General features: G+C 41.1%; 19 protein-coding genes and 2 pseudogenes. 20 read left to right on the top strand and 1 reads right to left on the bottom strand.

The window, feature by feature from the left end; translation table 11 throughout:
* The first annotated feature begins 33 nt into the window (after positions 1-33).
* The 16 genes and pseudogenes from ACFVP7_RS19125 to ACFVP7_RS19050 all read left to right on the top strand — a co-directional run bounded on the left by ACFVP7_RS19125 (position 34) and on the right by ACFVP7_RS19050 (position 17,866).
* Positions 34-1,692, top strand: coding sequence for a DUF2339 domain-containing protein (locus tag ACFVP7_RS19125; protein WP_338731095.1), 1,659 nt, complete (start codon positions 34-36; stop codon positions 1,690-1,692).
* 130 nt (positions 1,693-1,822) lie between these two features.
* Positions 1,823-2,527, top strand: a pseudogene (locus ACFVP7_RS19120) (lipoprotein YvcA).
* A gap of 109 nt (positions 2,528-2,636) precedes the next feature.
* A pseudogene (locus ACFVP7_RS19115) lies at positions 2,637-3,331 on the top strand (lipoprotein YvcA).
* Between the two features lie 384 nt (positions 3,332-3,715).
* The gene (locus ACFVP7_RS19110; protein WP_116315812.1) at positions 3,716-4,438 is read left to right on the top strand and encodes a lipoprotein YvcA; all 723 of its coding nucleotides are present in this window, start codon (positions 3,716-3,718) and stop codon (positions 4,436-4,438) included.
* A 5-nt stretch (positions 4,439-4,443) separates the two neighbouring features.
* On the top strand, positions 4,444-6,351 hold the full coding sequence (locus tag ACFVP7_RS19105) for a DUF6792 domain-containing protein (RefSeq protein ID WP_338731090.1): 1,908 nt from the start codon (positions 4,444-4,446) through the stop codon (positions 6,349-6,351).
* 14 nt (positions 6,352-6,365) lie between these two features.
* Positions 6,366-6,725 (top strand): hypothetical protein, encoded by a 360-nt coding sequence (locus ACFVP7_RS19100; RefSeq protein WP_338731088.1) that lies wholly within the window; start codon positions 6,366-6,368, stop codon positions 6,723-6,725.
* A 165-nt stretch (positions 6,726-6,890) separates the two neighbouring features.
* Positions 6,891-8,660, top strand: a complete 1,770-nt coding sequence (gene bmrA, locus ACFVP7_RS19095; RefSeq protein WP_338731086.1) for a multidrug resistance ABC transporter ATP-binding protein/permease BmrA — start codon at positions 6,891-6,893, stop codon at positions 8,658-8,660.
* A gap of 125 nt (positions 8,661-8,785) precedes the next feature.
* A complete protein-coding gene (locus tag ACFVP7_RS19090) occupies positions 8,786-10,240 on the top strand; it encodes a tetratricopeptide repeat protein (protein ID WP_064671547.1) in 1,455 nt (484 codons plus the stop codon).
* A 380-nt stretch (positions 10,241-10,620) separates the two neighbouring features.
* A complete protein-coding gene (cwlO, locus tag ACFVP7_RS19085) occupies positions 10,621-12,030 on the top strand; it encodes a peptidoglycan DL-endopeptidase CwlO (RefSeq protein ID WP_338731081.1) in 1,410 nt (469 codons plus the stop codon).
* 204 nt (positions 12,031-12,234) lie between these two features.
* Positions 12,235-13,185, top strand: a complete 951-nt coding sequence (gene trxB, locus ACFVP7_RS19080) for a thioredoxin-disulfide reductase (protein ID WP_003228139.1) — start codon at positions 12,235-12,237, stop codon at positions 13,183-13,185.
* Positions 13,186-13,503: 318 nt separating this feature from the next.
* A complete protein-coding gene (locus ACFVP7_RS19075; protein WP_273796507.1) occupies positions 13,504-13,980 on the top strand; it encodes an 8-oxo-dGTP diphosphatase in 477 nt (158 codons plus the stop codon).
* A 24-nt stretch (positions 13,981-14,004) separates the two neighbouring features.
* Entirely contained in the window at positions 14,005-14,892 is an 888-nt protein-coding gene (rapZ, locus tag ACFVP7_RS19070) for an RNase adapter RapZ (protein WP_003243903.1), read from the top strand.
* Position 14,893: 1 nt separating this feature from the next.
* A complete protein-coding gene (mgfK, locus tag ACFVP7_RS19065) occupies positions 14,894-15,847 on the top strand; it encodes a gluconeogenesis morphogenetic factor (RefSeq protein ID WP_003244450.1) in 954 nt (317 codons plus the stop codon).
* 22 nt (positions 15,848-15,869) lie between these two features.
* Positions 15,870-16,820, top strand: a complete 951-nt coding sequence (gene whiA, locus ACFVP7_RS19060; protein WP_003228147.1) for a DNA-binding protein WhiA — start codon at positions 15,870-15,872, stop codon at positions 16,818-16,820.
* 23 nt (positions 16,821-16,843) lie between these two features.
* Complete coding sequence (locus ACFVP7_RS19055; RefSeq protein ID WP_077671033.1) at positions 16,844-17,101, top strand: HPr family phosphocarrier protein; 258 nt, start codon at positions 16,844-16,846, stop codon at positions 17,099-17,101.
* The gene (locus ACFVP7_RS19050) at positions 17,102-17,866 is read left to right on the top strand and encodes an arylamine N-acetyltransferase (protein WP_338731072.1); all 765 of its coding nucleotides are present in this window, start codon (positions 17,102-17,104) and stop codon (positions 17,864-17,866) included.
* Positions 17,867-17,904: 38 nt separating this feature from the next.
* Here the strand turns inward: ACFVP7_RS19050 and ACFVP7_RS19045 are convergent, their stop codons facing one another.
* The gene (locus ACFVP7_RS19045; protein WP_014665489.1) at positions 17,905-18,114 is read right to left on the bottom strand and encodes a hypothetical protein; all 210 of its coding nucleotides are present in this window, start codon (positions 18,112-18,114) and stop codon (positions 17,905-17,907) included.
* A 146-nt stretch (positions 18,115-18,260) separates the two neighbouring features.
* Between ACFVP7_RS19045 and psdR the strand changes: the two genes are divergently transcribed.
* The 4 genes from psdR to psdB all read left to right on the top strand — a co-directional run bounded on the left by psdR (position 18,261) and on the right by psdB (position 22,815).
* A complete protein-coding gene (gene psdR / locus ACFVP7_RS19040) occupies positions 18,261-18,974 on the top strand; it encodes a two-component system response regulator PsdR (RefSeq protein WP_003228163.1) in 714 nt (237 codons plus the stop codon).
* Positions 18,968-20,038 carry a two-component sensor histidine kinase PsdS gene (gene psdS, locus ACFVP7_RS19035; RefSeq protein WP_003242699.1) on the top strand — a complete coding sequence of 357 codons (1,071 nt, stop codon included), beginning with the start codon at positions 18,968-18,970 and terminating at the stop codon, positions 20,036-20,038. Before psdR ends, psdS begins: the two co-directional genes overlap by 7 nt.
* A gap of 82 nt (positions 20,039-20,120) precedes the next feature.
* Positions 20,121-20,900, top strand: coding sequence for a lantibiotic ABC transporter ATP-binding protein PsdA (psdA, locus tag ACFVP7_RS19030; protein WP_038829455.1), 780 nt, complete (start codon positions 20,121-20,123; stop codon positions 20,898-20,900).
* Complete coding sequence (gene psdB / locus ACFVP7_RS19025; protein ID WP_338731065.1) at positions 20,875-22,815, top strand: lantibiotic ABC transporter permease PsdB; 1,941 nt, start codon at positions 20,875-20,877, stop codon at positions 22,813-22,815. The genes psdA and psdB overlap by 26 nt, the downstream gene beginning before the upstream one ends.
* The last annotated feature ends 19 nt before the right edge of the window (positions 22,816-22,834 follow it).

Raw genomic sequence — 22,834 nt, 5'->3', positions numbered from 1 at the left:
GCGGCTGCTAATTATTCGAAAAATGAGGAGAGAATGGTGAACGAAAAAATTGATGAACTGAACAAAAGAGTTGGACGTTTAGAACAAGAACTGGAAAGTGTCAAAAGGGAGATCGCATATCTCGCTGCTGGCAAGAAAGAACAAACAGTAGTCAAAACGGATGAGCACCCAAAAATCAACAAGGAAACCGAAGTTCCACAAAAGACGCCGGCTCCGCGAAAAGAGAACCGCACTTTAGAAAACATGGCGGGAAATTGGCTTCCGAAGATCTTTATTTTTGTTTTTCTTCTTGGTATGGTTTGGGCATTTGTGGCAGCTGCAGAAAAAGGCTGGATCAACGCATATATGAGGGTAGGGGCAGGACTTATTGTCTCTATTGTGCTATATGTTCTCGGTAGCAGGTCACATAAGAAAAATGCCAGTGTATTGGGCAGTTCATTATTGGCGGGCAGTAATATTGTCTATATTGTTTCTTTGTTTGCGGGTAACATGCTGTACCAGATTATACCGACGCCGCTTACAATGATCCTTCTTGCTGCAGGCGTTGCGGGCGGTGTGTACATATCAAGGAAATACCGATCACAAACACTGATTGCGATTATCGTCGCAGGTGTTTACTTGTATCCTTTTTTATTTGGCGGGAAACAAGGAAATGAATACATCTTTTATGTATATGAGTCATTGGTTTTCGCAGGCTTAATATATGAGACAGTTAAACAAAAGTACAGCGTAGCATGGAATATAGCAAACTATGCTTTCATATTAGCGATTTTTGCTTTCTTATCATTTACAGATGCGCAGGTGACGGGTTGGACACTTGCTGTATTTATCCTACAGCAGGCGATTACGATCCTATCAGCCTTACGATCGAACAGCCAATTTAAAAAAGCTGTCTATCTTACAGCTGTTACAATCGGAGCTTTTGTCGTTTTCATCACAGGGGTTGTCCTGTACATGAAAAACGATACAGCCTTATACGTCTTTTATACTGCTGCATTTGTGTTTTACCTGTTGTTAAGCTTATGGAAAAGTAAAGAATTTGCCGAAATCAAACATACGTTTTTTCTCATTTCTATGATTTATTTTAATGTATTGGCAGCGGATGCATTAGCTGAAAATGTGATCTTGCTGTACATCATATTCACCTTACAAGGAATCATGATGTGTTACGTGTCATACCGCAAAAAAAGCTGGTTGATCGGCATTGCCGGAGTGATTGTATTATTACAGGCAGCCTGCGGCCTCATACAATACCCGGCACGTTCATTACACGTTCTCAGCATTGTCTCTTGGCTGCTGCTGATCAGCTCACTTTTTGGCGGCTATCTGTATTCGAAGAAAATACATTATAAACAAGTCACAACTGTTGTTTCGTCCGCTGTTTCATTGCTGCTGCTTGTATTCTTCAGCAAATTATCCATATGGATGTCGGATAGGATTGACGGCGTATCAGTAAACGTAGGAGTATCCCTGTCATGGTTTATATTTGTTATTGTGATGTATGCTGTTTATTACGCAACCAAAGACAAGACATGGAACCGAATTGGGCTGATCTTTTTATTCATTACACTTGCCAAAATAATTTTAATAGATTCTGCTTCGATTGATATTGTTTGGAGAGCGGTCTTATTCATCTTGTTAGGAGTCATTGGCCTGTTTATATCCAGAGTATTTTATTCGAAAAAAGAGTAACAATCATGTCTGGTCAAGACTGCCGATAGAACGCGGCGGTCTTTTTTCAGTATGATTCTATATTGTAATACGGATAGAACTAAATAATCATGTTGTAACAATCTATCAGTGAAACGCGTGGAGGTTTGTCATGAAAAAAATCATCTTGCTTTGCTTCTGCTTATTACTTACTCTGACAGGCGGATGCAGTATGAACACCAATGAAAAAAACAACACAAAAGACAATAACACAGAAGCCTTAAAACCAAAAGATATGGATCCAAAAGACCTGCCGCAAGTTCCGGCATTTCAAGATGAGAAGACGAGAGAGTACATGGTGTCAACGAAGGAAGAGGAGCCGGGGTATTATTTGCTGGAGTCTAGGCTGAAAGGGTTTAGGATGTTGTTTCCGGAGGATGCAAAATATTCGAAATATTTGTCTAGTCGTGATGAAAATGAAGAAATTATCGCATTTGATAGTTATGATAAAACAAAAAATAAAATGTTAAATGCACAAATAGAGTATTACCAAGGAACATCTTTTATTAATAATCCTGAGACAATGTTAGAGCAAGTAAGGAATGAAAATGGTTAAAATGGCAATTTTGAAAAGCTAGAGCACGCAGACAAAGATATTTATATTGCTCATAAGAAAAATCATTTTCAAAACGATAAAAACAAATACAACTTTTCATACAGATATTTCGGTTATATTAACTCACCCGAGAAAAAACAAGCAGGTATCGTATTTTCGTTTATGTTTAGATGTCCAAATAATAGAAAGTCTTGTACGTTAGATAAAGATCATTTAGGAGACCAGGTTAAAAAACACGTAAAATCGATCACCTTTTTATAACAAACAGGAGAAATAAAATGAATACAAAAATATTAAGGCTAAAAATCACTTTGTAATTAAGGTCAAAAATGATTTAGGCAAATTAGCCGAAAACCCGTGGAGGTTCGTCATGAAAAAAATCATCTTGCTTTGCTTCTGCTTATTACTTACTCTGACAGGCGGATGCAGTATGAACACCAATGAAAAAAACAACACAAAAGACAATAACACAGAAGCCTTAAAACCAAAAGAAATGGATCCAAAAGACCTGCCACAGGTTCCGGCGTTCCAAGATGAGAAAACGAGAGAGTACATGGTGTCAACGAAAGAAGAGGAGCCGGGGTATTATTTGCTGGAGTCTAAGCTGAAAGGGTTTAGGATGTTGTTTCCGGAGGATGCGGAGTATTCCGACTCAGAAACTTCAAAGACAAACAGTCACTATTTTTTGATAGTTTTAATAAAAAAACGAATATAGTAATGAATGCTTCAGTTAAGTTTTATCAAAATGAATCGTTTATAAACGAACCGGAGAATATGTTGGATATTATTAGCGGTAAAAATGAATACAAAGGTGATTTTCAGAAATTAGAAACGAAGGATAAAGATATTTACTTTGCCTCAAGACAAGAAAACTTTGACAAAGAAGAGACACCATCTTATATCTTCCTTGGTTATATAAAATTGAAAAAACAAGATTATTTAGGGATGGAATATTCTTTTATGTTTAGCTGCTCCGCCAATGCAAATACATGTAAACAAAACCCGAAAGACAATGAAGAAAAAGTTAAAAAAATAATAAACTCTACTACCTTTGGCGATATGTAAAGGAAAATACGAAGAAAGAGAGATATCTGCTCAAAGAAAAAGGCTTTTGATGATATAGAGGGAAAGAATAGTTTTTCTTATAGAGAATTAAGGGAAATAGAGTATTCGTTTCGATTCACCTACTATAAAGATGAAGAGGTTAAGTAAGAGCCGTATGATAAACGATTTTATGAAAAAAGAAATAGGTATTTTGATGTGTTTGTGGTGTTTTGCTTGATTTGTTAGTGAAAGGAGATCAAAACCAAGTCGGATTTCCTATTTATCCAAATTCCACCATGATGTAACATAGAAAAGGATAAAATAATCACGTATTAACCAGGTCAATAGGATTATTTTCGGTATGAAAATAGAATTCTATTCTCACAAAACCCGTGGAGGTTCGTAATGAAAAAGATCATATGTATTTGCTTTAGCTTATTACTTGCCCTGACAGGAGGATGCAGTATGCAAGACAATGATAAAAACACCACAAATGACAATAAAACAGAAGCCGTAAAACCAAAAGACATGGATCCAAAAGACCTGCCGCAAGTTCCGGCGTTTCAAGATGAAAAAACGAGAGAGTACATGGTGTCAACGAAAGAAGAGGAGCCAGGGTATTATTTGCTTGAATCTAAGCTGAAAGGGTTTAGGATGTTGTTTCCGGAGGATGGGGAGTATGTACCTGATCTTTCAAGTAAAGGTGAAAATGAGGAAACAATAGTATTTGATAGTTTCAATAAAAAAACTAACATTCAATATGACGGGCAATTAGATTATCATCAAGAAAAAAGTTTTGCGAATGACAAGGATACAATGCTTGACATTGTAAGCGGCAGAAATAGCTATAAAGGAAAATACGAAGAAAGAGAGCTATCTGATAAAATTGTATATTCTGCTCAAAAGAAAAGCAGTTTTGATGATGTGGATGAAAAGAATAATTTTTCTTATAGATTTTTTGGTTATGTTAAATCTAAAAAAGAGGAATATTTAGGAATAGAGTATTCTTTTCGTTTTTCTTGCTATAAGGGTAAAGAGGTTTGTTCATTAAAGAAAGAAGAAGCAGAAAAAAAAGTTCGAAAAATAATTGATTCTATTACCTTTTTAAAAGTTAAAAAGGAGAAATAGAGAAAATGGAAAATAAGAATATATTTGAAAATGAAAATGTAAAGCTGCGTTTAATTGACTTGGAGTACGATTATAAAGAAAAATTTGCTTCTAATATTGAAAGTGAAATAAAGAGAGCTAAAACAGATTTTGAAGTCGAGGTGCGTCGAATATACAAAGAAGAAACACATCGAGATCTTCCAAAAAATCTGGAAATATACACATCTAATGAACTTATTAAAAAAAATTCGAAAATAGATACATCAATAAGAGAGTCCGGATATGATGGTACAGCTATTTATATTAAGGATGATAAACAACACGTTAATCAACTTCATATTATTTCAGAGGGGAGTGCTGATAACGAAGACTGGTCATACAATTTCTTTGGTCTCTTTTTAGGGATAGATGACAGCCAGTACCAAGCGACAAAAGAGTTTGTAAGAAATGCCAAAAGAGAAACAGAGAATTCTCATGATTTAAAGACCTTTGCTATGGGCCACTCACTGGCAAATAATAATCAGGTGATGGTTCAATTAATTGACGGAGAATTTGATGAGGTTTATGGGGTTAACGGAGCTCAAATAAGCGTTGACCACCTGCTAGCAACTGATTTGAATTTGAGAGATAGGCTAATGCATAAATTTCATATTAGACGCTTAAAAGATATAAATGATATCCCACCAGATAAGCTAAAAAAAGAAATCCAAAAATATTATGAAGACAAAGGCGTAACAGCAAACATCACTCAACGCATCTCAAAAGATGACCCGCTGTATGGAGTCAGCGGCAAGGCCGATTTCATTACATTCGGTGATGTGAAGATGGCAGATACAAATACAAGTGTAAAAGGCATCCGAAATATTATGGATGGGGTTCCTGACGAAGATGTGAGGTCAATTCAAAAATTCCTTCAAAAATATAAGGATGACTATGAAAAAGACGGCTTGAACGGTTTTATAAAGGCAGCCAGCGGGATAGACATAGACCTGATTGAAAAAGTGAAAAACACAGACGGCGCTTTAAAGAAAGTAAGTGTCCTATATGAGCATTTTGATGATGTTAAGCAAATGTATGGCCGAATAAAAGAGGAACTGCCTTCGTTTTTAGGTTTTCTTCATACCTTGTTGAGAAACAGCGGACCGGTCGTAGATCAGTTAGCTGAAAATGGGTATATTGATGAAACGCAAAAGAAAGTCATCAAAAAAGAATTAACGAATATTAATGCGAGTATGCGAGGCATAGAATCACGGTACGAACATTTCATTGACCATCTAAAGCATGGCCAATTTATGCAAGCTTTAAAAGACGTTGGTGAAATAGTGGACTACGTAAAATCAATTCTGTCCTCATTGAAAACACTCGACACAGAAACAAAAGACGCACTAAAACTTATCGTCGACGGCCACAGTATCGTTCAAATGCTCAACGCCTTGTCAAAGGAAAAAGGCTTCAGCTATAAAGGCTCCGATATTTATTTTACAGGGAAGAGCGGCTCGGGAGAAACGATTCAAGTCAATCTCTCATCCGCTGTCAGAATCTATCAAAACGGTATGAAAATCGTTGAAGATATGGAAGATGCGATTTCTAAGTACCAGAAGGTTTACAGTCAGGAAATCGATGAAGACTTCATAGATAAAAAACAGGCGATCACCACGGCGATTCATCATATGGAAGAAAACCCTTCGCATTATGCCTTCGATCTTCAATTCTGGCTTGCAGCTGGTTTCAGCCACACATTCGATAAATTGGAGAAAATCTCTGTTCATGAATCATTCCACACAGGTGCGCTTCCTGCTAATGATGGAATTGTTGCTGAATTAAAAAAACAGACAACAGAAAAAAGAGATTTTATCAAAAATATCCGCGAGAGTATTGAAAAGCTGTTTGAAAAAGAAGAAATGATTTCACAGTTATTTGATTTTCAGCCTTAGGAGGAATATGAAGAGTGACTTCCTTATTTTCAGAAAGTGAAACAGAAATTGTATCAACGACCTATATGTTTCTTACCCAAGATGAAATGAAGGGGAAAGCGGCCACCCTCAATCAACCGATCAACGACTTTCTCAGCCTGACAAAGAAATTTGAGTCTTCATTAAAAGAGGAAATCAAAGGGCAAAAAGGATTGATTGTAAAAAAAATAAAAGAAGAACTTGAGTCGAAAAGCGAAAAACGAAAAGCTGCCCTTCAGATGATAAAAGAAGAACATACCGCAAAAGTTGATCGGTACAAAATGATAATTGAAGACCTGCGACAGCAGGATGTAACATTGACTTATAGAAAAAAGAAGCCTGTGAAAGATCTCTAACATAAAAAATCTCCTATTCAAACAATGAGTGGGAGATTTTTATTTTGATCACGGCAAAAATATACTGAAAAAGTCTTTCTCCATTGATATGATTGAGAAAGAGTAAAAATCATCCTTTTGCTATGACTTTTCACCTTTCTGAACGCTGAAACAGGAGGAAAATATATGCCAACCAAGAAACAAAAATCTAAAAGTAAATTGAAACCCTTTTTTGCCTTAGTAAGACGGACCAATCCTTCTTATGGAAAGCTTGCCTTTGCGCTTGCCCTCAGTGTTGTAACCACACTGGTCAGCCTGCTCATTCCATTATTAACAAAGCAGCTTGTCGATGGTTTTTCTATGTCAAATCTGTCAGGCACGCAAATCGGGTTGATCGCGCTGGTGTTTTTCGTTCAGGCGGGTTTAAGCGCTTATGCCACCTATGCCCTTAACTATAATGGACAAAAAATCATCTCTGGGCTGCGGGATTTATTATGGAAGAAATTAATTAAGCTTCCTGTCTCTTATTTTGATACAAATGCTTCCGGAGAAACAGTCAGCCGTGTAACGAACGATACGATGGTGGTCAAAGAATTGATTACAACCCATATCAGCGGATTTATTACAGGCATCATTTCTGTCATTGGATCATTGACAATCTTGTTTATTATGAACTGGAAGCTGACACTGCTTGTGTTAGTGGTTGTTCCGCTGGCCGCTCTTATTTTGGTGCCGATTGGACGGAAAATGTTCTCCATTTCACGGGAAACACAAGATGAAACGGCTCGTTTTACAGGCCTGCTGAATCAAATTCTCCCGGAAATTAGACTTGTTAAGGCTTCAAATGCGGAGGATGTCGAATATGGGCGCGGGAAGATGGGGATTTCCTCATTATTTAAGCTTGGCGTTCGTGAAGCCAAGGTTCACTCGCTTGTCGGCCCGCTTATTTCACTCGTGTTAATGGCAGCGCTTGTCGCAGTGATCGGATATGGCGGCATGCAGGTCTCATCAGGCGAGCTCACAGCCGGTGCGCTCGTGGCTTTTATTTTATATTTGTTTCAAATTATTATGCCGATGGGCCAGATTACAACGTTTTTCACACAACTGCAAAAATCAATCGGTGCAACAGAACGAATGATTGAGATTTTGGCAGAGGAAGAGGAAGATACAGTGACAGGAAAACAAATTGAAAATGCGCATCTGCCTATCCAGCTTGATCGCGTGTCTTTTGGATACAAGCCTGATCAGCTGATCTTAAAAGAGGTCAGCGCTGTTATTGAAGCAGGTAAAGTCACAGCGATTGTCGGTCCGAGCGGCGGGGGGAAAACGACGCTGTTTAAGCTGCTTGAACGTTTTTATTCTCCGACTGCAGGGGCCATTCGGCTGGGGGACGAGCCGATTGATACTTATTCGCTTGAATCGTGGCGGGAGCACATCGGGTATGTATCGCAGGAAAGCCCGTTAATGTCCGGGACAATCAGAGAAAATATTTGCTACGGGTTAGAACGAGATGTGACGGATGCTGAGATCGAAAAAGCCGCGGAGATGGCATATGCGCTCAATTTTATAAAGGAGCTGCCGAATCAGTTTGATACAGAAGTAGGCGAACGCGGCATTATGCTGTCAGGCGGACAAAGGCAGAGAATCGCAATTGCGAGAGCGCTTCTCCGTAACCCAAGCATTCTTATGCTCGATGAAGCGACCTCAAGTCTCGACAGCCAATCTGAAAAATCAGTTCAGCAGGCGCTTGAGGTGCTGATGGAGGGCCGCACAACGATTGTGATCGCTCACCGCCTATCTACCGTTGTAGATGCGGACCAGCTTTTGTTTGTTGAAAAAGGGGAAATTACCGGTCGTGGAACACACCATGAGTTAATGGCTTCCCATGGTCTTTATCGGGATTTTGCTGAACAGCAGCTGAAAATGAATGCGGACTTAGAAAACAAAGCTGGGTAAATTTTGGTCGAATCAGCCAATAAAAAAGAGGAGGGATTTTCCCAATCCTTCCTTTTGAACTATTGAGGGGCTTAAGATTTATGGTATACTACTGACGGTAATATTGTATAAAACGGAGGGTAGTTGTGGGAAAACACACTTCTGAACATAAAAATCACGCACAAATTGTCCAGCTGCTTCAAGATGGACAATATTTTTTTCATAAAGGCTTGAAAGCGTATAAAGAGCGCAATCTAAAACGGGCAAGCAAACTGATTCAGCGCGCGGTTCATTTGGAGCCGGAGGATTCAGAGATGCTTTCACAGCTTGCGGTCATTTATTCGGAAATGGGCCAGTATCAAGAGTCGAACGATCTTCTTGACTATATCATGGCAAATCTGGAGGCCGAAATGCCGGAGTGCCATTACTTTAAAGCGAATAACTTTGCCCATCTGGGGCTCTTCCAGGAAGCTTATAAAGAAGCGGCCGCTTATTCTGATGCGGACCCGGATGGTGAATTCGCCGAAGAAAACGATAGTCTGCTTGATTTGCTCGATTTAGGAGACGACGGCATTGAGGATTCGTTGTATGATCAGGATGAACTGCTGGTGAAACAGGATCGGGCAAAGTCATTGCTGGAAAGCGGCCAGCTTGCTGAAGCGGTTGCGGCGCTTGAGGAAATCACAGCTGAATATCCGGAGCTTTGGTCAGCATACAACAATCTCGCGCTTGCCTATTTCTATTCAGGAAACGTTGTAAAAGCGAAGCAAACCGCTTATGAAGTGCTTTCTCATAATGAAGGAAATCTTCACGCCTTATGCAATCTTCTCGTTTTCTACTATTATGAAAGAGAAGACGAAAAAGTGGCGGAATTGAGTGATCAGCTCTCCAATGTCTATCCGATGCTAATGGAGCAGCGTTATAAATTGGGTGCTACTTTGGCGCTTGTCGGCCGCTACGAGATCGGATATAAATGGCTCAAATCATTATATAAAATCGGCTTTGAAGGTGACGACACCTTCTTTTACTGGCTTTCATGCTCTGCTTATTTTACGGGACATACCGACTTTGCCGAGACGATCTGGAGAAAAGTCGAGTCGCAATATCCCGGCGAAGACCGCCCGGCGCCTTGGATTGAGCGGAGGGAAGCTCTTCCTTCATCTGTGGAACAGCGTCTCGCAGCCTATTATATCAGCAGCACAAAGGGAGAAACAGAGCATCTTGAAGCGGTGATACGCTCAAAGAGAATAACCGCTCCTTTTGAAAATCATTTTGTAAAGCTGCTTCTAAATGGAGATTCTGCGGCTGCTGACGTTTCAGAGGATGCACTTTTCGCCTATCAAACGGTCAAACTATTAGAGCAAGCTGAAAAAGAAGAGATGAAAACAGAAGTCATGAGCTGCTGGGTTTTCCATGTCATCCAGCAAATTCGTGCAGTTGCTCCGTTGAAAAATGAGAAAGGCTGGGCAGCAGCCATCTGTTATATTTGGAAAGAAGCTCATGGCAAGCAAGACACGAAAAAAGACACAGCGGCCCGATTCGGCATCTCTCCGGCAACTTTGACGAAATATATGAAATATATTGATGATATTCTAGAATAGTAAATTTTAAAGAGTCGATTTATTTAATCGACTCTTTTTTTGTTTGATAGATTATATTAAGAAAATAATATCGACAGTTTTTTTACACGCTTAAGAAAAATGACAAATGATGTGTGACTTGACATCTGTTTGAAACATAAATGTAATAAAATTTATCGCTAATTTGTCGAAACTTGATGGTATAATGATTCTCGTACATAAGGAATTAGTGTTTTTTACATATGATGTGAAATAAACGCTATACAACCAGAATAAGAGATGCACAGAATAATTAACCATAAACAACCATCATTCCTCGTAGAGTATGAGGAACGAAACTTGATGTTCAAAATACGATTCCAAATGAGGACAGGTTCACAGTAAAAGGGAGGATATAAAAAGTGAGAAAGAGTTTAATTACACTTGGTTTGGCTTCCGTCATCGGGACAAGCAGTTTTTTGATCCCATTTACAAGTAAAACTGCATCGGCGGAAACATTAGATGAAAAGAAACAAAAAATCGAAAGCAAGCAATCTGAGGTTGCTTCCAGCATTGAAGCGAAGGAAAAAGAATTAACTGAGCTTCAGGAAAATCAATCAAAGATTGAAAAAGAACTGAAAGACATTAACGCTAAGGCGCTTGATACAAGCAACAAGATCGAAGATAAAAAAGAAGAAAATGATAAAACAAAAGAAGAAATCAAAAAACTGAAAAAAGAGATTAAAGAAACAGAAGCACGTATCGAAAAACGCAATGAAATCCTGAAAAAACGCGTTCGTTCTTTACAGGAAAGCGGCGGATCTCAAGGATACATAGATGTTCTTCTAGGATCAACAAGCTTTGGTGACTTTATCTCTCGTGCGACTGCGGTTTCATCTATTGTGGACGCAGACAAAGATTTAATCAAACAGCAAGAGCAGGATAAAGCGAAGCTCGAAGATTCCGAAGCGGATTTGAATGACAAGCTGAAAGAAGTTCAAGCTGCATTGGCTAAATTAGAAACAATGCAAAAAGACCTTGATAAACAGCTTAATGAAAAAGACAAGCTTTTCGACGAAGCAAAAGCAAGCCAGAAGAAAACGGCTAAAGCGATTTCTGAATTAAAATCAGAGGCGTCTGAACTTGCAAATCAAAAAGCAAATACTGAAGCTGAACAAGCACGCATCAAAAAAGAACAAGAAGCAGCGGCTGCTTTGATCAAAAAGCAGGAAGAAGCACAAAAAGCATCTGATGAAACACAAACAGATGACAGCCAAACGGCCACAACTGAATCAGCAAAAGCAAGCTCATCTGATGATTCTTCGGACAATTCTTCTAACGGTTCATCAAACAGTTCGTCTAACGGCTCATCTTCTAAGAAGAGCAGCGGCTCAAACAGCAATTCAGGCGGCACTGTTATCAGCAACTCCGGCGGAATTGAAGGCGCGATCAGCGTTGGTTCAAGCATTGTAGGACAATCTCCATACAAGTTTGGCGGCGGACGCACTCAGTCTGATATCAACAACCGTATTTTTGACTGCTCATCATTCGTACGCTGGGCATACGCTTCTGCAGGTGTTAACCTTGGACCTGTCGGCGGAACAACAACTGATACGTTAGTTGGCAGAGGACAAGCTGTCAGCTCGTCCGAAATGAAACGCGGAGACCTTGTGTTCTTTGACACTTACAAAACGAATGGACACGTAGGAATCTACTTAGGTAACGGTACATTCCTAAACGACAATACATCTCATGGTGTATCTGTTGACTCTATGAGCAATCCTTACTGGAAAAAAGCATTTAAAGGCGTTGTAAGACGTGTTGTTCAATAATAAATATGACAAGGGCCTTCTAAAACAGAAGGCTCTTTCTTTATTAACATATACCCTTTTCGAATACATTTAATCGTGTTGAGCAAAAAAATAGCGTATCACCATGAGATTTTATAGGATATGGGTAAGGAATACGTTTGATGGGGATTCTTATCTTATAAGAAAGAGCCCAAACTTGAAAAGATGGTTTAAGGAGTGAATAGTGTGTCAGAAGAAAAAATTTATGACGTGATTATAATCGGCGCGGGCCCTGCTGGGATGACGGCCGCTGTATACACATCAAGAGCGAATTTATCGACATTAATGATTGAAAGAGGAATTCCTGGCGGACAAATGGCCAATACGGAAGATGTAGAAAACTATCCTGGATTCGAAAGTATCCTTGGGCCTGAGCTTTCTAACAAAATGTTTGAACACGCGAAAAAATTCGGCGCTGAATACGCTTATGGCGATATTAAAGAAGTCGTTGACGGCAAAGAGTACAAAGTAGTCAAAGCTGGTTCAAAAGAATATAAAGCCCGTGCTGTCATCATTGCTGCTGGTGCGGAATATAAAAAAATCGGCGTGCCTGGCGAAAAAGAATTGGGCGGACGCGGTGTATCTTATTGTGCAGTATGTGACGGCGCTTTCTTTAAAGGCAAAGAACTTGTCGTTGTTGGCGGCGGAGATTCCGCGGTTGAAGAAGGCGTATATCTGACTCGTTTCGCTTCAAAAGTAACGATTGTTCACAGACGTGATAAACTCCGTGCTCAAAGTATTCTTCAAGCGAGAGCATTTGATAATGAAAAAGTTGACTTCCTATGGAACAAAACCGTGAAGGAAATTCATGAGGAAAACGGCAAAGTCGGTAACGTAACGCTTGTCGATACGGTAACCGGTGAAGAAAGTGAATTCAAAACAGACGGCGTATTCATTTACATCGGCATGCTTCCTCTGTCTAAACCGTTTGAAAACCTGGGCATTACGAATGAAGAAGGCTATATCGAAACAAACGACCGCATGGAAACTAAGGTTGAAGGGATTTTCGCTGCCGGAGACATCCGCGAAAAATCACTGCGCCAAATCGTAACGGCTACAGGAGACGGAAGTATTGCGGCACAAAGCGTACAGCATTATGTCGAAGAGCTCCAAGAAACGCTGAAAACCTTAAAATAAAAAGGGCTGTCATACGAGTTTCACATTACGTTACTGGGTTTTAATTCCGCTGTAACACATGTGTAATGCTTTTCGGTTATGATTAATAAAGTAATTGACCCCCTTTTTATAATGAATACACTTTTTTGGCACGGATTCTCCAGTTATCCGTGTCCTTTTTTTGTCCATAAATAAAAGATGAATGCCAGTTACAGCAAAATCATCTGAATTAAGGAATGAATATGCTGTAAAATAGAAGAAAAGATTGTCAATGTCTCTTCATTGTGGGAGGCATCTTGAAGCGGTATAATAAAGAGACGATGACAGGACGAAGGTTAGGTGACGTACTTGCAAAGAGTGACAAATTGTGTGCTTAAGACGGATGACAAAGTTCTTCTGCTTCAAAAGCCGAGACGCGGATGGTGGGTCGCGCCGGGAGGCAAGATGGAGAGCGGAGAATCAGTCAGAGACTCCGTCATCAGAGAGTACAGAGAAGAGACTGGTATCTATATCATAAATCCTCAATTAAAAGGCGTTTTTACCTTTATTATTAAAGACGGTGACCACATTGTCTCCGAGTGGATGATGTTTACGTTTGTCGCGGATTCTTATACAGGACAAAATGTATCAGAATCAGAGGAAGGCAAACTGCAGTGGCACGATGTCAATGACATTCAGAACCTGCCTATGGCCCCTGGAGACGGCCATATCCTTGATTTTATGATGAAGGGACAAGGGCTGCTGCACGGCACATTTACGTATACACCGGAATTTGAGCTGCTCAGTTATCGTTTAGACCCGCAGCACATCAAATAGAAAGACAAGTCAGGGGGGAGAAAGATGAGTGTTAGTGAATCACATGATATTCAGCTTGTCATTATAACCGGAATGTCGGGAGCGGGGAAAACTGTCGCGATCCAAAGCTTTGAAGATCTCGGCTATTTCTGCGTCGATAATCTTCCGCCTTCATTGCTTCCGAAGTTTTTAGAGCTGATGAAGGAATCAAATTCGAAAATGAGCAAAGTTGCGCTCGTGATGGATCTGCGCGGCCGCGAATTTTTTGACCGGCTGATTGAAGCGCTGGATGAAATGGCCGAAAATCCGTGGATCACACCGCGAATTTTATTCCTGGACGCGAAGGATTCCATTCTCGTCACAAGATATAAAGAAACGAGACGCTCGCATCCGCTGGCAGCGACTGGCCTGCCGCTTGAAGGCATCGCGCTGGAACGAGAGCTGCTTGAGGAATTAAAAGGCCGCTCTCAAATCATTTACGATACGTCTGACATGAAGCCGCGTGATTTGCGTGAAAAAATCGTGAAGCACTTTGCGACAAACCAAGGAGAGACATTTACCGTGAATGTCATGTCATTTGGTTTTAAATACGGTATTCCAATTGATGCAGATCTCGTTTTTGATGTCAGATTTTTGCCGAATCCGTACTATATCGAAAGCATGCGGCCGCTGACTGGCAAGGATAAAGAGGTTTCCTCTTACGTCATGAAGTGGAATGAAACTCAAAAGTTCAATGAGAAATTAATTGATCTGCTGAGCTTTATGCTTCCATCTTACAAAAGAGAAGGAAAAAGCCAGGTTGTCATTGCGATCGGCTGTACAGGGGGCCAGCACCGCTCTGTGACATTAGCCGAGAATTTAGCTGATTATTTCAAAAAGGATTACTATACTCATGTTACTCACCGGGACATTGAAAAGAGAAGCCGGAAATAAGATGGGACAAAAGCCGAAAATCGCAATCTTTGGCGGCGGTACAGGTCTTTCTGTATTGCTTCGGGGCTTAAAGCATAAACCCGTTGACATCACGGCCATTGTAACAGTTGCCGATGATGGGGGAAGCTCTGGCCGTCTGCGGAATGAACTGAAAATTCCGCCTCCCGGAGACATCAGAAATGTGCTTGCCGCTTTATCCGATGTGGAGCCGCTTGTTGAAGATCTTTTTCAGCACCGCTTCAATAAAGGGAATGACTTAACAGGCCATTCTCTCGGGAATTTGATTTTGGCAGCGATGACAAATATAACCGGTGATTTTTTTCACGCTGTCACAGAAATGAGCAAGGTGCTGAATGTAAGAGGAAAGGTTTTGCCGGCTGCCAATGCCAGTGTCGTTTTGCATGCTGAGATGGAAGACGGCCGCGTGGTCTCAGGCGAGTCAACGATCCCGGAATACGGACAGCGTATTAAGCGTGTTTTTCTCACGCCTGAACAGATTGATCCGCTGCCGGAAACAATAGACGTGATCAGGGAAGCGGATTTGATTATTATCGGCCCGGGAAGCCTCTATACAAGCATTCTTCCCAATTTGCTCGTCCCAAAAATCGGGGAAGAAGTGATAAAGGCGCCGGCGAAAAAAGTATACATTTGCAACGTGATGACTCAGCCCGGCGAAACGCTCCATTACACCGCTGCTGATCATGTGAAAGCGCTCAATCAGCATATGGGCTGTGGTTTTATTGATACGATATTAGTGAACAGTGAAGACATTCCCGACGAAATAAAACGTAAGTACGAAATGGAATCGGCGCGTCCTGTTGATTTTGATATCGAAGAGCTGAAAGCGATGGGGCTTGAAGTCATCAGAGATCAAATTGTAACGTATAAAAATGACGTAATACGTCACGATACACATAAAGTGGCCTCTCTTCTTGTTGATTTACTGAAAGAATGAAGCCTTGAAATGAGGTGGCTATATGTCATTTGCATCAGAAACAAAAAAAGAATTAACGAATCTGGAAGTGAAGGACTGCTGCATTAATGCCGAGCTGTCTGCACTCATTCGGATGAACGGAGCTTTATCATTTACAAACCGCCATCTCGTACTCGATGTTCAAACCGAAAACGCGGCGATTGCCCGCCGCATCTATACATTGCTGAAAAAACAATATGATGTGTCGGTCGAGCTGCTGGTCAGAAAGAAAATGCGGCTGAAAAAGAATAACGTCTATATTGTGCGTTTTTCAGAAAATGCAAAAACGATCTTAGAGGATTTAAAAATACTCGGGGAGAATTTTGTGTTTGAACGAAGTATTTCGAAAGAGCTGGTCAAAAAGAGATGCTGCAAGCGTTCTTATATGAGAGGAGCATTTTTGGCAGGAGGTTCGGTCAATAACCCGGAAACCTCCTCGTATCATTTAGAAATCTTCTCTCTTTATAAGGAGCATAACGATTCATTATGTGACCTGTTAAATGAGTTTCAGTTAAACAGCAAAACGCTTGAACGGAAAAAAGGCTACATTACCTATTTAAAAGAGGCTGAAAAGATTACAGAGTTTCTGAACGTAATCGGTGCTCACAATTCGCTTCTGCGATTTGAGGATGTCAGAATCGTTCGGGACATGAGAAATTCGGTCAACCGCCTCGTCAATTGTGAAACAGCCAACTTAAACAAAACGATCGGCGCATCGCTGAGACAGGTGGAAAATATTAAATACATCGATGAAAGAATCGGCCTGGAGGCGCTGCCTGAAAAACTTCGGGAAATTGCGCAGCTTCGGATTGATTATCAGGAAGTGACGCTGAAAGAGCTGGGGGAAATGGTAGCAAGCGGGAAAATCAGCAAATCAGGGATCAATCACAGGCTGAGAAAACTTGACGAAATCGCAGAACAGCTGCGGACAGGGCAAACCGTCACTTTAAAATAACCGTAAAGAAAAGGGGAGATCTTATGGTTCAACAGAAAGTGGAAGTTCGATTAAAGACAGGACTGCAAGCACGTCCTGCTGCTTTGTTTGTACAAGAAGCAAACCGGTTTACGTCAGATGTGTTTCTTGAGAAGGATGGGAAAAAAGTAAACGCCAAAAGCATCATGGGGCTGATGAGCCTTGCGGTAAGCACAGGCACTGAGGTTATCTTGATTGCCCAGGGAGAAGATGAACAAGAGGCGCTGGAGAAGCTGGCTGCTTACGTTCAAGAAGAAGTTTAGGTGATAAAAATGAGTGACTTTCTAAAAGATTGCTTTCAGAAAATTGGCTGGGAGAAAGATCATGTCAGCTTCGGCGATCTTCCCCTTTTTCTCAAAGCAATGGCATACCGTTTTCCATTCGAAAACCGTGCCGTACTTGCAAAAGAGAATTATAAGATCACAAAAGAAGAGCTATGGCGACGTCTGCTCAAAGATCAGCATGGCGGCCTATGCTACGATCTAAATGGTTTCCTTTATTTTGTCTTGCATGAGGCCGGGTTTCATGTGAAGCTCATTCGAGGAACGGTTTATGCAGGCAATCAAGAGGGATGGGCACTTGAAGGGACGCATGCTGCTGTATGGCTGTCTGCCGAAAACGGCGATTACATCGTTGATATCGGCTTCGGCATCAACCTGGCGCTCCAGCCGATACCGCTTTCCGGAGAAACGGTACAGTCACCAGTTGGGTCATTCCGAATCAAAAAAGAAGAGACAGAAAAGGGCAGCCATGTTCTGCTGATGGACAAAGGAGAAGGCTGGCAAATCGGTTACGCCTTTACTCTTGAAGAGAGTGATCTCGGGGACTTAGATAACATGAAGGATATCATTCACTCTCATGAAAAATCTCCTTTTAACAAATCCCCGCTTGCCTCAAAGCTGACGCCGAGCGGAAGGATGGTCATGTCAGAGCGCTATTTTACGATTCATGAAAACGGCAGTGACATTCAAAAAAGTGACATTGGCCCTTCAGAATTTGAAGAGAAATTAAATACTCATTTTTTGTAACGTGAAAAGCTTGCAGGTTATTATCTGCAAGCTTTTTCTTATGAACAAGTGTAGATTGCTGTATCAAATGCGTCTTCTGGGATATACAGTTTTCCCTTTTCATATTTATAAGGAATTTCATTCTCTTTAAAGCACTCTTTGGTATAGTCAGTTAGTGTATCCCCAATTTCTATGTATTTCCCGGTATAGTTGGGCTGACATGCTGAAAGAATTGACGTAATTGCCAGAAACAGCATGATTTTCTTCATCACGACACCTGCCTATTATGAAATTTTTACCTTTATCATTCTATCATAACGAAAAGAAAAAGACCGATTTACTATTCCGCACATGCTATAATAATTTTGGAATCTTCTAGAAAAATCATCGTGATGTACATATAAGGGGGATCAACGTGTATCGGATTTTGCTTGTGGAAGATGATGAGCGGATTGCTTCTTTGCTGGGCGGTCATCTTCAAAAATACGGATATGAAGTGAAAATTGCTGAACAGCTGAATGATATAAAATTGGAATTTGCAGAAATGAAGCCTGATCTTGTGCTGCTTGATATCAACCTGCCTTTTTTTGACGGGTTTTATTGGTGCAGGCAAATCCGTACCATTTCCAATGCGCCGATTATCTTTATATCGGCACGGACTGATGAGCTGAATCAGGTAATGGCGATTGAAAATGGCGGCGATGATTATATCACAAAGCCGTTCCATCTAGAGGTAGTGATGGCCAAAATCAAAAGCGTCCTGCGCCGCACATATGGAGAATACTCGCCCTCTTTGCCGCAGGAATCAAGAATAGTGGAGCTTGGCGGGCTGACGATTTATCCTGATCAAAATGAAGCGGAGTGGAACAGCGTCCGGATTTTGTTTTCCCAAAAAGAATTCCAGCTTCTCTCGATTTTTGTGAGGGAGCATAAAAAAATTGTTTCTCGTGATGAACTATTGGAGGCGTTATGGGATGACGTTGATTTTGTCGATGACAATACGTTAACGGTCAATGTCAACCGGCTGCGGAGAAAACTGGAGAATGCAGGACTGAAAGATTGCATTTCCACAATCAGAGGACAAGGCTATCAATTTCAAGTCAATCGGAAGGATGAAGCGGAGTGTTAAAGACTTATCTCATCGACCGCTTAGCCATTATTCTATTTTCATTATTAGGGATAGGGTCCGCCATGCTGATTGCGTATTTAAGCATTGTAGAGAGCGGCGCAGAACCTTCCAAAGAAAATATGATGTACATATGGATTTTGCCCGGTACTCTTTTAGCCGCAGGTTTTGCTGCAGATTATGTTCGGCAATTTTCCTTTCTCACATATGTTAAAAAGCTTGCAGAACAAGCCTCTTCTTCGAATGACATCGGACAGTCTTTGAAAGCCAGAAAGCCAAGAACAGGAGAGCAAGCGCTTTGGACGAAGATGATCAACGCACTCGGGCAGCAATACGAAAGCAGGCTCTCACAATATATCAATCAGCAAAAACAGCATTATACCTTCACCAACCAATGGGTCCACCATATGAAAACACCGGTATCCGTCATATCCTTAATGATTCAGGAAGGAAAAAACGGAACTTCATCCTCTTTTCCGACGTTTTTAGAGGAGCTGGAGGATGAGAATGAGAGATTTCGCCACGGTCTTGATATGATGCTGCAAACGGCCCGGCTGGAGGAATTTGCATTTGATGTAAAGCCGCAAACCTTTGATTTGGCAGAAATGGTTCGTTCACTGATCAATCAGGAAAAACGTCAGTTTATTAAACGGCGCCTTTTTCCAACATTACATGTGCCGCCAAATGCCGTTCAGATTTCCAGTGATCAAAAGTGGCTTTCCTTTGTTGTTGAGCAAATCCTTTTCAACGCCTTAAAATATTCAAAGCAAGGTGTGGGAGACCCTATTACAATCCGGATTGAAACACAGGGACATGAGACGCGCTTGTCGGTTGCCGACGAAGGAATCGGCATACCGCCGCAGGATCTGCCGCGGATTTTTGACGCGTTTTTTACCGGAGAAAACGGACGAACCATGAAAGAGGCAACTGGAATGGGCCTTTATTTAGCAAAACAGGTGTGCAGCCGTCTCGGCCATAAGCTGTATGCGGAATCAAAAGAAGGGGCTGGCACTGTGATGACCATCGTGTTTTCAAGTGACACCCTCGTGAATGTGACAGCATTGTAAGGTTGGGGAGCGGAATTGCAAGAAAGTTCGATGGGAGGATGCTGACTTCCTTTTTATAATAAAGAAAAAGGAGGAGCAGAACATGAACGTGTTGCAAACAACGAACCTATCGAAAACGTATTATTCAAATAAAGGAACAATATCATACCAAGCGCTCAGCGCCTTTGATCTCAGTGTGTCAAAAGGAGAATTTGTCGGGATTATGGGGCCGTCGGGAAGCGGAAAAACCACGCTTTTGAATTTGCTGGCTACCATTGATAAGCCGACCCAGGGCGAGATGATGATCAACGGCATTCAGCCGAAAACGTTAAAGGACCAAGAGCTGGCTTTGTTTCGCAGAAGAGAACTCGGCTTCGTCTTTCAGGATTTTAATCTGCTTGATACGCTGACGATTCGTGAAAATATTCTCTTGCCGCTCGCATTGGATAAGGTAAAGCTGAGAGAAATGGAAGCCCGATTGGATGAACTGGCGGATACGCTGCAAATCAAGCATATTCTCGATCACCGCACATATGAGGTGTCGGGCGGACAGCAGCAGCGCGCAGCCTGTGCCAGAGCGATTATTCACAATCCGACGCTCATTCTTGCCGATGAACCGACAGGAAACCTCGACTCAAAATCGGCAAAGCAAGTGATGAACACACTGGCTCAGCTGAATGAGGAAAAGGAAGCGACGATTCTGTTGGTTACGCATGATGCCACAGCAGCAAGTTTCTGTAAACGAATTGTTTTTATTAAAGACGGACGTTTCTTTTCAGAGATTCACAGAGGAACAAACAGGCAGGTGTTTTATCAAAGTATATTGGATACCTTGAGTGTGTTGGGAGGCGATTTTCATGAATTTGAGAACTATCGCCCGTAAAAACATTCTTGGGAATCTGCAACGGTATGTGGCCTACTTTTTAAGCTGTGTGTTTGCCGTTTCGGTGTTTTTTGTCTTCACATCATTTATTTTTCATCCTGATGTCAATGAAGACAATATATATGGCGGAAGCCTTGTCAAAACATGCTTGAGCGCAGCTCTTGTCGTCATCATTGTGTTTTGTATATTTTTCATCACATATTCCAATTCAGCGTTTTTGCAGGCAAGAAAGAAAGAGTTTGGGCTGCTGACCCTGTTTGGCACATCAAAGCAGCAGCTTCGCAAGATGATTTATTATGAGCAGTCACTTATTTCTCTTGCGGCGATTGCGGCCGGCATTGGAGCAGGCCTGTTATTTTCAAAACTGTTTTTTATGATCATGACATGGATGCTCAGCGTGAAGGTGCCGATTTCGTTTGCCATTGTGCCGAAAGCGTTTGTGATGACAATTGCCGGCTTTCTCATCCTGTTTCAGACGCTGCTCATTTTATCACTGGGACGGATTCGGAAGCTGGAAATCATTGAACTGATTAAATCGGCCAAAAAGCCGAAAAGTTTGCCGGTTTATTCGAAATGGCTCACTGTATTGTCTTTGCTATGTCTTGGCAGCGGTTATTATCTATCTGCAACAGCCAATGCCATTGACATGATGTTTCGGGTATTTCCAATTTTGATTTTAGTGTTAGTTGGCACGTATTTCTTTTTTACACAAAGCAGTGTGGCGTTTTTCCGCATGCTGTACCGAAAGAAACACAGCTTCTACAAAGGCACAAATATCATTGTGCGTTCCAACATGATATTCAGGCTGAAGGATCATGCACGCATGCTGTTTTTAACCTCTGTCATTACAGCGGTCATATTAACAGCTACAGGTGTCATCTATATGTTTTATTCCGATTTACAAAGGCAGGAGGAGCAAAGCATTCCTCAGTCTGTTTCCTGGGTGGAAAAGGATGCTTCCCGCTTTCAGGTCATGAAGCCTGAGACGGCTGAGAATACATTGAAAAAAGCTCATGCTGTTATCAAGTATAAGGTGGATGCCACTGGGATTCCTGTCACTTTTCAGTCAGACTTGCCGTATGGAAATAAGAAGATGGAAGCGGAAGCTTTGCTGATTTCAGAAAAGGTCTATAATCAAGTCGCAAAGGAAAAAGGGTTCCCAGTTATTCATTTACAAGAAAATGAAGCATTTATTAATGTTTCTTTTCAAATGATGGTGAAAGATACATTTGGAGAAGGGGAAACAGCAGCATTTCATATGAAGTCAGGAAAAACCCTTTCCTACGTCATGAAAAAGCAGCAAAACAAAGGGATATTGATGTCTGTCGATGGAGTCAGCCGTTTATTGGTTGTCAGCGAAAAGAGCTTTGACAGTCTGTCACAGGATGTGCCGCTGAAGGAACAGATGAGAATGGTAGGTTATGAGCTTGAGCATTGGCAGGAGACGGTGGATGTCTCTGAAAAGCTTGAAAACATGGTGCCGAAAGAACATACATCTGATTTTCAAACACGTGCTCCTAGTTATCAAATTGTGAAGCAGGGAGTTGCATTAATGCTGTTTATTGGTCTGTTTGTCAGCGTGCTGTTTTTTATCGTGCAAGGAAGCATGCTGTATTTGCGGATGTTTACGGAAATAGAAGATACGAGAGTGCAGGTGTTAGCCTTAAAAAGGATAGGGGTTACGGACAAAGAGATTCACTCGATCCTTGGAAAGCAAATAGGATTTTTATTCTTCATCCCATTTATTGCAGGTGCGATTCACGCCGGCTTTGCGTATGCAGCGTTAAGTAATATGCTGAATTCCAATTTATTTCTTGAGGCAGTAATTGTCATCTTCATTTATTTTGTATTCCAGGCTGTTTATTATATCGTCACCCGCCATATTTATAAGCGTGCTGTTCTTCAGCGTATGTAATATGAAATCCGGTCTGTTA

It is taken from the genome of Bacillus sp. SG20033 (assembly GCF_044570195.1).
GTDB classification, from domain to species: Bacteria; Bacillota; Bacilli; order Bacillales; family Bacillaceae; genus Bacillus; species Bacillus subtilis.
This window is presented reverse-complemented; position numbering and strand designations above follow the sequence as displayed.

Bases quoted from the DNA above. Each gene is read 5' to 3' on its own strand.
- rapZ (WP_003243903.1), top strand. From the start codon at position 14,005: ATGAGTGTTAGTGAATCACATGATATTCAGCTTGTCATTATAACCGGA.
- psdB (WP_338731065.1), top strand. From the start codon at position 20,875: ATGAATTTGAGAACTATCGCCCGTAAAAACATTCTTGGGAATCTGCAA.
- whiA (WP_003228147.1), top strand. From the start codon at position 15,870: ATGTCATTTGCATCAGAAACAAAAAAAGAATTAACGAATCTGGAAGTG.
- bmrA (WP_338731086.1), top strand. From the start codon at position 6,891: ATGCCAACCAAGAAACAAAAATCTAAAAGTAAATTGAAACCCTTTTTT.
- mgfK (WP_003244450.1), top strand. From the start codon at position 14,894: ATGGGACAAAAGCCGAAAATCGCAATCTTTGGCGGCGGTACAGGTCTT.
- ACFVP7_RS19105 (WP_338731090.1), top strand. From the start codon at position 4,444: ATGGAAAATAAGAATATATTTGAAAATGAAAATGTAAAGCTGCGTTTA.
- ACFVP7_RS19110 (WP_116315812.1), top strand. From the start codon at position 3,716: ATGAAAAAGATCATATGTATTTGCTTTAGCTTATTACTTGCCCTGACA.
- ACFVP7_RS19125 (WP_338731095.1), top strand. From the start codon at position 34: ATGGTGAACGAAAAAATTGATGAACTGAACAAAAGAGTTGGACGTTTA.
- ACFVP7_RS19055 (WP_077671033.1), top strand. From the start codon at position 16,844: ATGGTTCAACAGAAAGTGGAAGTTCGATTAAAGACAGGACTGCAAGCA.
- psdA (WP_038829455.1), top strand. From the start codon at position 20,121: ATGAACGTGTTGCAAACAACGAACCTATCGAAAACGTATTATTCAAAT.
- ACFVP7_RS19045 (WP_014665489.1), bottom strand. From the start codon at position 18,114: ATGAAGAAAATCATGCTGTTTCTGGCAATTACGTCAATTCTTTCAGCA.